Origin of the sequence: Streptomyces sp. NPDC021080 (genome assembly GCF_044333225.1) — a bacterium.
Lineage (GTDB): Bacteria > Actinomycetota > Actinomycetes > Streptomycetales > Streptomycetaceae > Streptomyces.
The window spans coordinates 51,924-63,945 of record NZ_JBIRQM010000001.1; the positions used below are offsets into that span (position 1 = coordinate 51,924).

Below are 12,022 nucleotides of genomic sequence, written 5' to 3' on the forward strand. Positions count from 1 at the left end.
ATCTCCTCGAACGAAAGGCAACGCACCGTGGGACAGCCCCGCCCTGCCCGAAATCAGTCCGCGTGGTGGCGTTCCGCCGTCATCTACCAGGTGTACGTCCGCAGCTTCGCGGACGGCGACGGAGACGGCACCGGCGACCTCGCGGGCGTCCGCGCCAGACTTCCCTACCTCGCCGAACTCGGCGTGGACGCGCTGTGGTTCAACCCCTGGTACCTCTCGCCGCTGGCCGACGGCGGCTACGACGTCGCCGACTACCGCACCATCGACCCGGCCTTCGGAACCCTCGCCGAGGCCGAGAAACTCATCGCCGAGGCTCGCGAGCTGGGCATCCGCACCCTGGTCGACATCGTGCCGAACCACGTCTCCGACCAGCACCCCTGGTTCCGGGCGGCGCTGGCCGGCGGCCCCGAGCGCGACCTCTTCCACTTCCGCCCCGGCCGCGGCGAACACGGCGAACTCCCGCCCAACGACTGGCCGTCCCAGTTCGCGGGCTCCACCGAACCGGTGTGGACCCGGCTGCCCGACGGCGACTGGTACCTCCACCTCTTCACCCCCCAGCAGCCCGACCTCAACTGGGACCACCCCGCCGTCCGCCGGGAGCACGAGGAGATCCTGCGCTTCTGGTTCGAGCGGGGAGTGGCCGGCGTGCGCATCGACTCGGCCGCGCTGCTGGCCAAGGACCCCGACCTGCCCGACTACGTCGAGGGCCGCGACCCGAACCCGTACGTCGACCGCGACGAGCTCCACGACATCTACCGCTCCTGGCGGTCGGTCGCCGACGCCTACGACGGCATCTTCGTCGGCGAGGTCTGGCTCCCTGACTCCGAGCGCTTCGCCCGCTATCTGCGCCCCGACGAACTGCACACCGCCTTCAACTTCTCCTTCCTGTCCTGCCCCTGGGACGCCGGACGGCTGCGGACCTCCATCGACGAGACCCTCGCCGAACACGCCCCCGTCGGAGCGCCCGCCACCTGGGTGCTGTGCAACCACGACGTGACCCGCACGGTCACCCGCTACGGCCGCGCCGAGACCGGCTTCGACTTCACGGCCAAGGCCTTCGGCACCCCCACGGACCTGGCCCTCGGCACCCGCCGGGCGCGCGCCGCGGCCCTGCTCTCGCTCGCCCTCCCCGGTGCCGTGTACCTCTACCAGGGCGAGGAACTCGGCCTGCCCGAGGTGGAGTTGCCGCGCGAGAGCATCCAGGACCCGATGTACTCGCGCTCCGGCGGCACCGACCCGGGCCGCGACGGCTGCCGGGTCCCGCTGCCCTGGACGGCCGGCGATCCGTACGCCGGATTCGGCGGCGAGCCCTGGCTCCCGCAGCCCGCCGACTGGACCGCGTACGCCGCCGACCGCCAGGCGGACGACCCCGGCTCGATGCTGAGCCTCTACCGTGCGGCGCTGCGCGTCCGCCGCGCCGAGGCGGGCTTCGGCGACGGCCCGCTCGACTGGCTGCCCACACCGGAAGGCGTCCTCGCCTTCGCCCGCGCGGACGGTCTGCTCTGTGTCGTCAATCTGACCGGCGGCCCGGTCGAACTCCCCGAGCACTCCCGGCTCCTGCTCGACAGCGCCCCGCTGACCGCCGACGGACTCCTTCCGCCGGACACGGCGGTCTGGCTGCGCGCCTGACCGGCTCACCCCCCTCGGCGGCGGGCCTCACCGAGGCGGCGGCACATCCGTCCGCAGGAACGGCTCCCCGCGTTTCGCCGCCTGGATCTGCTCGTACACATGGGTCCGCAACTCGGCGAAGCGCGGGGCGACCCGGGTGGTCAACTGGTCCCGCTCCGAGGGAAGATCGACCTTCAGCTGCTCCCGCACGACGGTGGGGGAGGCGGAGAGGACCAGCACCCGTTCCCCCAGATAGACGGCCTCGTCGATGTCATGGGTCACGAACAGGACGGTGATCCCGCGCTGCCGCCACAGCCGGCGCACCAGATCCTCCAGATCGGCCCGGGTCTGCGCGTCGACCGCCGCGAACGGCTCGTCCATGAGCAGGACTTCGGGCTCGTACGCCAGGGCCCGGGCGATGGCGACCCGCTGCTGCATCCCGCCGGACAACTGCCACGGATAGGCTCCGGCGGCATCGGCGAGACCGACGGACTCCAGCGCGTCCGCGACCAGTTCCCCGCGTCGCGCCCTGCCCATCTTCTTCTGCCGCAAGGGGAGTTCGACGTTCTCGCCGACCCGCATCCAGGGGAACAGGCTGCGCCCGTACTCCTGGAACACGAACGCCATGCCCGGCGGCGGGCCGCTCACCCGCCGGCCCCCGAGCAGCACCTCGCCCGACGTCGGTGCCAGCAGACCGCCCACGCACTTCAGCAGCGTGGTCTTGCCGCAGCCCGACGGGCCCACCAGACAGACGAGTTCACCCGCGTCCACCGTGAAGGTGAGATCGCGGACCGCCTCCACCCGGCGCCCCGACCCCTCGTAGACCTTCCGCAGGCCGGATACGACCAAAGACGCTTGCATGGACCGCCCTTTCGGATGCGACGTCACGGGGACCGCCTGGAGGAGTCGCGCAGACCGTGGTACCAGCCGAGGACCCGGCGCTCGACCATCTGGAAGACCACCGAGAGGAGGAAGCCGAGCAGGCCGAGGACGAGGATCCCGGTCCACATGTCGGGGATCGCGAAGCCGCGCTGGAACTGCACGACGGTGAAGCCGAGTCCGTTGCTGGCCGCGAACATCTCGCTGATGACCATCAGGATGATGCCGATGGACAGCGCCTGGCGCAGCCCCGCGAAGATCTGCGGGCTCGCCGACGGCAGGACGATCGACCGGATCCGGGCCGGACCCGTGATGCCGTACGAGCGTGCCGTCTCGGACATCACGGAGTCGACCGCGCGCACGCCCTCGATCGTGTTGAGCAGGACCGGCCACACACAGCCGCTCGCGATCACGACGATCTTCATCGTGTCCCCGATGCCCGCGAACAGCATGATGACCGGAACGAGGACCGGCGGCGGCACCGCCCGCAGGAACTCCAGTACCGGTTCGCACACCGCCCGCACCTTCCGGTACGAGCCGATGAGCGCCCCGAGGGCGATCCCCACGATCGCGGCCGACGCGTAGCCGGCCAGCAGCCGCAGCAGGCTGGGCACCAGGTCGGCGCGGAGCCGCGCGCGGGTCCAGACGTCGGGGAACGTCCTCAGGATCGTACGCAGCGGCGGCCAGTAGACGTCGGTGCTGTCGTCCGAGGCGAGCCACCAGAGGGCGAACAGCACCGCGGGGAGCGCGACGGCGAACAGCGCTCGCAGCAGGAGGCCGCCCCACACGTTCGGCCTCGTCCGCCCGGCGGGGGCGTCCGTCACACCGTCACCTCCCCGCGCACCGACTGGTGCCAGGCCAGCGCGTACCGCTCCACCGACCGCGCGCCCACGTTGATCAGCAGCCCGAGCAGACCCGTGACCACGATCAGCGCGTACATCTCGGGTACCGCCTGCGAGGTCTGGGCGACCGCGATGCGCGCGCCCAACCCCGGCGCGCCGATGACGAGTTCGGCGGTCACCGTGAGGATGAGCGCGACCGCCGCGGCGAGCCGGACCCCCGTCATCACGTACGGGAGCGCGGTCGGCCACAGCACATGACGGACCCGGGCCCAGGTGCTGAGCCCGTACGAGCGCGCCGTCTCCTCCGCCACCGGGTCGACGTCCCGCACGCCGTACATGACCTGGACGAGGACCTGCCAGAAGGACGCGTACACGACCAGGAGGAGCACCGACCGCAGTTCGGTGCCGTAGAGGAGGACGGCGAGCGGGATCAGGGCCACGGAGGGGATGGGCCGCAGGAACTCGATCGTCGAGGCGGTCACCTCGCGCAGATACGGCACGACCGAGACGACCACCCCCACCACGACGCCCGCGCCGACGGCGATCGCCAGGCCCAGCGCCCAGCCGGTGAGGGTGTCGCCGAGATCCGTCCAGAAGGTGCCGTCGGTGACCTGGTCGCCGAGGGCCCGCGCGATCCGGCCGGTCGGCGGGAAGTACTGCTCCTTGACGATGCCGAGCCGCGGCACCGCCTCGCCGAGAGCGAGGAAGGCCGCGAGCCCGGCGGCGCCCAGCGCGGCGTTCACGGACCGTCCGGAAGAGCCGCCCGCGCGCGGTGACTTCGGCGTCACGGCAGCAGCTTGTCCAGATCGGGGGTCTTCTTGAACAGGCCGTCCTGCTCGCCCAGCTTCTCCAGCGTCTCGATCGAGGCCCGGTTCGGCTCGGCCGGCCACTTCGGAAGGGTCACCTTCGCCAGCACGGCCGCGGGGATCGTCGTGTACGTGGTGACGATCTGCCGGACCTCGTCCGGGTGCGCGTCGGCGTAGGCGAGGGACTCCGCGGTGGCCTCCTGGAAGTTCTTGACCACGTCGGGGTGCTGCTGCGCGTACTGGTCCGAGGTGAAGTACATGGCGACGGTGAGGTTCTTCGCCACGTCGACCAGGGAGGAGGCGATCTCGGTCGCGCCCTGGCTCTTGACGGTGGCGAGCGCCGGCTCGACCACCATCGCGGCGTCGATCTGGCCGCTGTCGAGGGCCGCGGGCATCTGGTCGAAGGCGAGTTCGACGAACTTCACCTTGGACGGATCGCCGCCCGCCGTGCGCACCGACTCGCGCACGGCCGTCTCGTTGATGTTCTTCAGCGTGTTGACGGCGACCTTCTTGCCCTCCAGGTCCTTCGCCGACGTGATCGCGCTGCCCTTCTTGACCGTGATGGCGCCGAAGTCCGCGCCCGCCACGCCCGTCGAGGCGACGCCGTTCGCGACGGCCTTCACGGGAACGCCGTTGGACTGGGCGATCATGAGCGAGGTCATGTTGGAGAACCCGAACTGGAACTGGCCCGAGACGACACCCGGGACGATCGCCGCGCCGCCCTGGGCGGACGTCATCGACAGGGTCAGTCCGTGCTTCTTGTAGAAGCCCTTCTTCTGGCCCAGATAGACGGGGGCGACATCGACGATGGGGATGATCCCCAGCTTGACGGTGGTGGTGCCGCCGGACGAAGAGTTCTTGTCCGAGGCGCCACCGCCGCCGGACGAACCGCAGGCCGACGCGGCGACCAGCAAGGCTCCGACCGCGATACCGGCGAGCAGACGACGCATGGCTCCTCCTGTGCAGACGAGAGTGTTCCGACAGGGCGTGCGCACACCGCACAATGGTGCTCAGCGCGAAGGTAGAACCCCGTCCGTGCCGGGTCAATGGCCTTGGCTGACAATATTGTTGACAGTTATCGAAGCGTGCCCCGCCCCGTGCGGAGAGCACTCCGTGTGTCCCTCTGGAGGCGACGATGCCTGCAGCAGACCGAGCACCCCACTTCGTCCGGTCCTTCGAACGCGGACTCGCCGTCATCCGCGTCTTCGGCCCCGACCGGCCCGAACTGACACTCAGTCAGGTCGCGCGCGGCTGCGGCCTGACCCGCGCGGCGGCACGCCGTTTCCTGCTGACCCTGGTCGACCTCGGATACGTCCACACGGACGGCCGCGTCTTCCGGCTCACCCCGCGCGTCCTGGAACTCGGCTACGCCTATCTCTCCGGCTTCACCCTTCCCCAGATCGCCCTGCCCCATCTGAAGCAACTCGCCGAACAGGTAGGGGAGTCGAGCTCGCTCTGTGTCATCGACGGCGACGACATCGTGTACGTGGCGCGGGTCCCGACCCGGCGCATCATGACGGCGGCGATCACCGTCGGCACCCGCTTCCCGGCCCACGCCACCTCGGTCGGCCGGGTGATCCTCGCGCATCTCGCGGACGACGAGATCGACACCCGGCTGGAGCGGGTCGATCTGCGCCCCCTGACCGCGCGCACGATCGTCTCCCCGGACCGGCTGAGAGCGGAACTGGCCCGGGCGCGACGCCAGGGATACGCCGTCGTCGACCAGGAGTTGGAGGAAGGGCTGCGCTCGGTCGCCGCCCCGGTGCGCGACCGGGACGGCACCGTGGTGGCGGCCGTGAACATCCCCGTGCACGCCAGCCGCAACAGCCTCGAATCTGTGCGCCGCGACCTGCTTCCCCACCTGCTGGAGACGGTCGCGCGGATCGAGCGGGACCTGGCCGTCACAGATCCAGGACGAGCCGCCTCCCACGACACCGGGACACGCAGATGAGCATGGTCCCGCCCATCTCCCGCTCCTCGTCCGTGAGCACCGAGTCCCGGTGGTCCGGGATCCCGTCGAGCACCTCCGTCTCGCAGGTCCCGCAGGTGCCCTCGGCACAGGAGTAGAGCACCTCGGCGCCGGCGGCGCGCACGGCGTCGAGGACGGAGACACCGGGAGCGACGGTCACCGTGCGCCGCGACCGCTCCAGGACGACCTCGAACTCCGTTTCCCCGCTGCCCTTTCGGTCCTTCGGCCGGAACCGCTCGACGCGCAGCAGGGCGGCCGGGCAGCGCTCCTCCACGGCGTCGAGCAGGGGATCCGGACCACAGCAGTAGACGAGGGTGCCCCGGGGAATCCCGCCGAGTACGGCGGCGAGGTCGAGCGGTCCGGTCTCGTCCCGGGGAGCGAGGGTGACCCGGTCCCCGTACCGCCCCAGCTCCCCGGTGAACGCCATGGAGGCGCGGGTCCGTCCGCCGTACAGCAGGGTCCACTCGGTGCCCGCCGCCTCGGCCGCGGCGAGCATCGGCAGGATCGGGGTGATGCCGATTCCCCCCGCGACGAAGCGGTAGCGCGGGGCGGGCACGAGCGCGAACCGATTGCGCGGGCCCCGGACCCGCACCCGGTCGCCGACGCCCAACCGCTCGTGCACGTAGGCCGATCCGCCACGCCCTTTCGGCTCGCGCAGGACCGCGATCCGCCACGAACCGCGGTCCGCCGGATCGCCGCACAGGGAGTACTGCCGCTCCAGGTCCGGCCCGAGCGCGACGTCGATGTGGGCACCCGGCCCCCAGACGGGGAGTTCGGTGCCCAGCGGATGCCGCAGGGTCAGGGCGAGCACGCCGTCGGCGACCGGTTCCCGTCGCGCGACGACGAGTTCCGTGTCATGGAGGTCCTCCCGGGCCGGGCCGGTCACCGCACCCTCTCCACCGGCTTGTCGCCCTCCTCGACCAGGCGCGCCAGGATGCGCCGGGCCGCGAGACCGCCGGCGTCGATGCCGATGCTCAGCTCCTGGTAGCCGGTGCGCTCGGAGGCGAGGGTCCGCTGGAGGAGGTTGAGCGCGTCGACGTCCTGCATCACGACGGTGTGGTTCAAGTCCCGCATGAAGACGCAGACTTCGTCGTCCGAGCGGGCGAAATCGCGCGAGACCGCCCAGAAGTCGTACACCGTGCCGTCGCCGGACGGCGTGATGGCGTACGTGATCTCGGTGTGGAAGGCGTTCGGGTCACTGCCGTCCGCCTCCGGCAGCACACCGGCCGGAGCGATCCTGCTGTGCAGCAGATAGAGGCACGGCGCGTGGTACTCGATGTCCTGCCAGCGCGTGATGCGGCCCTCGATGCCGGTCGACCGGGCGTAGAAGGGCGGACACTCGGCGTCGGCCATGCGCCGGGAGACGCGCACGATCCCGGCGTCCTCGTCCACCTCGGTGGCGATCGGCGTCTCGGCGACCTCGGGCGTGCCGATGTAGCCGCCGTGCAGATACGTCTCGTGCGAGAGGTCGAGGAGGTTGTCGACGAGGAGTCCGTAGTCCGCGTCGACGGGTTCCATGCCGCTGACCGTCGTCCACCGGGGCGAGTCCATGTGCGGTGCGCGCGGGACGGAGGCCGGGTCCGCGAGCGCGGGGTCGCCGATCCAGACCCAGACGAACAGGTCCTGCTCGACGACCGGGTAGGAGGCCACACGGGCGGTGCGCGGAATCCGCTTCTGCCCCGGCACGTACACGCACGCCCCGGTCGGGTCGTAGGTGAACCCGTGGTAGCCGCACACGATCCGGTCACCGTCGAGCCGGCTCTCGGAGAGCGGGAAGCGCCGGTGCACACACCGGTCGGACAGCGCGACGGCCGCGCCGTCCTCCTCGGCCCGGTAGAGCACGAGCGGCTCACCGAGGACGGTCCGTCCGAGGAGCTCGCGCCCGACCTCGTAGGTGTAGGCGACGACGTACCACTGGTTCCTGGCGAAGGCGGTGATGTGCGGCATGGCGTTCCCGTCCCTGAGAGCGGGGCGCCGTCGCCCCGCGTGCCGTGGTCGCCCTCAGGGTCGTGACGCCGGCGGCGGGCGGGCAAGGCGACTTCCGCCGGGCGGAAGGGGGGCTGGGAACGGGTCGGTCAGGGTGCGAGGGGCGTACGGGGGTGTGCCCCGTCGCGGGCCGGGGCGGGAGGCGATGCCTCCCGCCCCGGTGTGACGAGCCGTCAGGAGATCGGGTCCGTAGGGCAGTCGAAGTGGTCTCCGGGTCCCCAGTGGGTGGCGTTCGCGGCGCCCTGGGAGAGCAATCCGCAGGTCAGGTCCGTGTGTTTCTTCCCGTCGGGAATGATCTCGCGGACGTGGATCTCCTTGTTCGGCGGGTAGTGGTGGTCGCTGTCCAGGGTGATGACCCCGGATTCCCCGGCGTAGTCCTGGATCCCCGGGTCCTGCAGGCGGGTGACGAGCGCCTTCGACGAGAACTCGCCGTCCGTCGCGAAGACGGCGTTCATGGCCGAGGAGAGGATGCTGACGGCGTCGTAGCCGAGCGCGGCGTCGTTCTCCGCGGACAGATGGAAGGCCGAGCCGAACTTCTTGCCGAACGGTCCGTCGGGTACCGGCAGGCTGAACTGGTTGTAGAAGAGCCTCAGCGCGTAGTAGTTCAGCGTCATCCGGCTCGGATGCAGGATGACGTCCGGCGCGGGACTCTCCGCCAGCACCGGCACGGGTACCCTGGGGCCCCGGCATTCCCGGTTCCGCTGCATCGCGAGGAACAGGTCCTCCATGACACCGGCGCGCCCCGCGTACAGAACGAAGCCCTTGGTGCTCTGGACGAGGCTGCAGACCGTGTCGGCCGTGCTTTGCGTCAGGTGCCCGTCGGACGCTTCTTTGTAGACCACGGGGCGCACCGGACCGGTCGAGCGGTAGGCGTGCTCGAAGCGTTCGGCGAGATCGGCGCTGAAGTACGTGTCCGTCGGGTCGTAGACGACGATGGCGGCTGGACCGGAGCGTCCGGGAGCCGGGTCCGTCAGAGCCTGCAGCTCGGGCGAGTTGCGGGCGAAGCCGGCCATGACGTCGGCGATGCGCGCGTCGGGCGGTGAGAGCTGGAAGTACGACACGGGCGAGTTGCCGTCGAGCATGCGCTGGCCCGAGACGCCGGTGCCGAGGACGGTGATGCCCGCGTCTCCCAGCTCGATCGCGGCCTGCTGGGACTCCGGACGGCTCTGGGCGAGACCCATGACCGCGGCGACGTGGTCCCGGTCCGCGCGGTCGATGATCATCTGGGAGACGTCCGCGTCGGTGGTGTTGACCGTGTTGAGGCCGCCCCGCGAGCCGTAGCGGAAGTATTCACCGGCGTTGGCGACGAGCAGGCGCACGGGCACCTGGACCTTGAGATGCTGGTCGTTGACGTCCTTCTGGGCGAGCAGCGCACCCCGCAAGGTCTGGAAGCCGATCGGTGCGGTGCGCTTGGAATCCGAGCCGACGCTCAGCGGCGCGAAGAAGACGACGGTGCGGTACGGCTGATCCGTGTCCACCTGCGCGTTCTGGCGGCCGAGGATCTTCTCCAGCTCTTTCAGGTCCGTCACGTACTTCTTGTGGGCCAGGTCCGCCGCGTACGTGTCGTTGGCCAGGTCGCAGCCGTCGTTGCCGTCGGTCAGGCCGACGACCTCCCCGTTCGCCAGGTGCCGGCAGGAGGCCGCGAGGCTTCCGTCGGCGACGAGCCTCATCAGTGCCGGGGTCAGGACGATACCGCCCGCGCACAGCATCGCCGCGGCGGTGGCGGCGGCCACCGGACGCCACCAGTCGCGGACGCGGGGAGAACGGAAGGCCACCGTTGCGGGCGAAGCCGCCGGGGTGCCGTTGTCCGGGGTGCGCGGTACGGGCAGGACATGCACCGCATGGGAAGCCCGGACGGCGATCGTCGCCCGGAACTGGGCCGCCGCCGCACGGCCGGCACGGCGTGCACCGGGGGTTCCTCCCTGTTCGGGTACGGTCCGCGGCGGCTGCCCCGCGGCGTACGAGGGCAGCGTGTCCGTCGCGGCGCCCAGCACCAGCAGCGGACTGGATCCGATGTCGCGTACGACGGCGTCGTAGGTGTCGAGGAGCCTGCGGCAGGCGGATTCCTCGCCGCCCACGGTCGGCAGGAGCAGCACGAAGGCCCAGGCGCGCCGGGGGCGGAGGCGACTCCACGCACGCGGCCGCGCCGCCCCGGCCAGGTCGTGGATCAACGCGGTGAGGAGGACCTCGCGGACCACTTCCTCGTCGGGGGACGCCTGCGCGTGCCCGCTCTGGGCGGCGCGGTGAGCCAACGCCGCCTTGTGCGTGTCCTGCAGGGACAGTGCCGCGTCGAGGAAGCTTCTGCCGGGCAGGTCCAGCGTCCGGCCCACCCACAGATGCTGCCGGTCGAGCCGTATGCCGTACCACCGGCGCCACACCCAGCCGGCCGCGACGGCCAGAACACGAAGTGGTGCGCCCGGCCATCCGGTAACGGCTTCGCCGAGCTGTGCGAGCGGGGAGGCGTCCTTGAACCTTCGGGCGTACGCGTCACACAGCAGGTCCCGCAGGGCCTGCCGCTGCTCCTCCTCGTCCGGCTGCTGGATGTCGGCCCGCAGCACGGTCAGGACGGTGTCGAATTCGGGCAGCCGCAGTCTCCCGGCTCCGTCGGGCATGGAGCGGCGCAGCTGCCGTGCCGCCTCCTCCAGCAACCGGACGTGCTGTCCGCTCTCCCCGGCGTCGCCCCGCTCCATCTGCGCGTCGTCGATGACCGCGTGCGGGGCGAGGCTGGGAAGATGGGCCTCGGTGCTGTTCGCGGGGGCCTGCAGGCGCTTCGCGTATGCCCGTACGAGCCGAGTGAGCCCCGGATCCGGCTCGGCGGTGTCCGTGACCGCGCCGCCGTCCGGCATCCGGGCCAGCAGCAGGGCGGGGAGCCGGTGTTCGCGGGAGGAGGTCCGGCGGGGCGAACCCGCCGTGCGGTCGGTCACGTACGGGTCGAGTACCTGGACGATCCATTGGAAGTCGGCGGACACGGCGCGGTGCTGCCCGTCGTCGTGGGGTGAATGAGGCAAGAGGAACCTCCAACTGGCATATGTCGCGGGAGCGTTGCGCGAGTCTATGGACGGAATGCGCGGTTCGGCGGCTTTGCCGCTAGTCGACCGCTAATGAAACGGAGCGTGCACAGTGCATCCGAATTGCGATCACTCGCACGCCGCCTTCCTCGTCCCGGCCGGACGCACGGATCTCTCCGTGGCCGGATCCGCCTGCTCTCCGATGCCGTCTTCATCATGTCCACCTCAGGCATCGTGGTAACCGTCGACGGTTCGGCGGCTCCGGTGGAACGCGCGCGGTCCGGCGCCCGTCTTGGCGTGCAGGGCCTCAGCGGTGCCCGATGCACCGTCAGTACCGCATGCACAGCAAGGAAGTTGGAATGATCCTCATCGCCGTCGTCTTCGCCGTCTTCTTGTCCGCGATCGTGATAACCCCGGTCGTCGCGGGTGTGGTGGCGGTCAGGAAGGTCCGCCGGCGGACACGGGCGCAGCGGTACGGGCTGCGCACCGAGGGCAGGTGCATACGGGTCGAGACGGTGCGGCGTTCGGGCGGGGGCTATGCCACCTCGACGCGGCGCTACTTCCTCTTCGAGTACGTCACCCACGACGGCCGGCAGGTCCGGTTCGAGGACGCCGCTCCGAACACCACCGTGCCGGGCGACCTTCTCGCCGTCTCCTACCTGCCGGACGACCCGGAAGGGGCCACGGTCGCCCTGCCCGGCGACCGGACCGCCCAGCGGGAACTCGGCTGCCTTCTGGCCTTCCTCGGCGTCGCGTTGATGATCGCGCTGATCATTGCCGCGGTCGGGATCGGTGTGATCTCCCTGTTCGCGTCCGGAGCCTAGTGCTCGCCGCGGCGCCGGAGCGGGACGGGTTCCGTTCCGCCCGTCCGTTGTCCGGAACCGTTCGTCCGGTGTACCGCCGACCTTCACACAAGGGACAGTG

10 protein-coding genes are annotated in these 12,022 nt (G+C 70.9%); 3 read left to right on the forward strand and 7 right to left on the reverse strand.

The genetic code is table 11. The annotated features are described in order from the left end of the window. The first annotated feature begins 27 nt into the window (after nt 1–27). Nucleotides 28–1,629, forward strand: coding sequence for a glycoside hydrolase family 13 protein (locus ACH4S8_RS00225; protein ID WP_398389406.1), 1,602 nt, complete (start codon nt 28–30; stop codon nt 1,627–1,629). Between the two features lie 27 nt (nt 1,630–1,656). Here ACH4S8_RS00225 and ACH4S8_RS00230 read toward each other — a convergent pair whose 3' ends face one another. From ACH4S8_RS00230 to ACH4S8_RS00245, 4 genes are read right to left on the reverse strand one after another with little or no spacing between them, the layout of a single operon-like run. Next, complete coding sequence (locus tag ACH4S8_RS00230) at nt 1,657–2,469, reverse strand: ABC transporter ATP-binding protein (RefSeq protein WP_398389408.1); 813 nt, start codon at nt 2,467–2,469, stop codon at nt 1,657–1,659. Between the two features lie 23 nt (nt 2,470–2,492). Then, nucleotides 2,493–3,275 (reverse strand): ABC transporter permease, encoded by a 783-nt coding sequence (locus ACH4S8_RS00235; protein WP_398390668.1) that lies wholly within the window; start codon nt 3,273–3,275, stop codon nt 2,493–2,495. A gap of 32 nt (nt 3,276–3,307) precedes the next feature. After that, nucleotides 3,308–4,117, reverse strand: coding sequence for an ABC transporter permease (locus ACH4S8_RS00240; RefSeq protein WP_398389410.1), 810 nt, complete (start codon nt 4,115–4,117; stop codon nt 3,308–3,310). After that, nucleotides 4,114–5,085 (reverse strand): ABC transporter substrate-binding protein, encoded by a 972-nt coding sequence (locus tag ACH4S8_RS00245; protein ID WP_398389412.1) that lies wholly within the window; start codon nt 5,083–5,085, stop codon nt 4,114–4,116. The genes ACH4S8_RS00240 and ACH4S8_RS00245 overlap by 4 nt, the downstream gene beginning before the upstream one ends. Before the next feature lie 185 nt (nt 5,086–5,270). Here ACH4S8_RS00245 and ACH4S8_RS00250 point away from each other — a divergent pair, with 185 nt between their 5' ends. Beyond that, complete coding sequence (locus tag ACH4S8_RS00250; RefSeq protein ID WP_398389413.1) at nt 5,271–6,086, forward strand: IclR family transcriptional regulator C-terminal domain-containing protein; 816 nt, start codon at nt 5,271–5,273, stop codon at nt 6,084–6,086. Here the strand turns inward: ACH4S8_RS00250 and ACH4S8_RS00255 are convergent. The 3 genes from ACH4S8_RS00255 to ACH4S8_RS00265 all read right to left on the reverse strand — a co-directional run bounded on the left by ACH4S8_RS00255 (nt 6,037) and on the right by ACH4S8_RS00265 (nt 11,098). Continuing rightward, entirely contained in the window at nt 6,037–6,990 is a 954-nt protein-coding gene (locus ACH4S8_RS00255; protein WP_398389415.1) for a PDR/VanB family oxidoreductase, read from the reverse strand. The two genes, ACH4S8_RS00250 and ACH4S8_RS00255, sit on opposite strands and share 50 nt — an antisense overlap. Next, a complete protein-coding gene (locus ACH4S8_RS00260) occupies nt 6,987–8,051 on the reverse strand; it encodes a Rieske 2Fe-2S domain-containing protein (protein WP_398389417.1) in 1,065 nt (354 codons plus the stop codon). Before ACH4S8_RS00260 ends, ACH4S8_RS00255 begins: the two co-directional genes overlap by 4 nt. 212 nt (nt 8,052–8,263) lie before the next feature. Beyond that, nucleotides 8,264–11,098: a hypothetical protein gene (locus ACH4S8_RS00265; protein ID WP_398389418.1), complete on the reverse strand. Its 2,835-nt coding sequence runs from the start codon at nt 11,096–11,098 to the stop codon at nt 8,264–8,266. Nucleotides 11,099–11,457: 359 nt separating this feature from the next. Between ACH4S8_RS00265 and ACH4S8_RS00270 the strand changes: the two genes are divergently transcribed. Beyond that, complete coding sequence (locus ACH4S8_RS00270; RefSeq protein ID WP_398389420.1) at nt 11,458–11,922, forward strand: DUF3592 domain-containing protein; 465 nt, start codon at nt 11,458–11,460, stop codon at nt 11,920–11,922. Nucleotides 11,923–12,022 lie beyond the last annotated feature (100 nt).

What these genes read in the sequence shown, in the direction of transcription:
- ACH4S8_RS00230 (WP_398389408.1), bottom strand. Translation starts at nt 2,469, where the DNA reads ATGCAAGCGTCTTTGGTCGTATCCGGCCTGCGGAAGGTCTACGAGGGG.
- ACH4S8_RS00245 (WP_398389412.1), bottom strand. Translation starts at nt 5,085, where the DNA reads ATGCGTCGTCTGCTCGCCGGTATCGCGGTCGGAGCCTTGCTGGTCGCC.
- ACH4S8_RS00250 (WP_398389413.1), top strand. Translation starts at nt 5,271, where the DNA reads ATGCCTGCAGCAGACCGAGCACCCCACTTCGTCCGGTCCTTCGAACGC.
- ACH4S8_RS00260 (WP_398389417.1), bottom strand. Translation starts at nt 8,051, where the DNA reads ATGCCGCACATCACCGCCTTCGCCAGGAACCAGTGGTACGTCGTCGCC.
- ACH4S8_RS00270 (WP_398389420.1), top strand. Translation starts at nt 11,458, where the DNA reads ATGATCCTCATCGCCGTCGTCTTCGCCGTCTTCTTGTCCGCGATCGTG.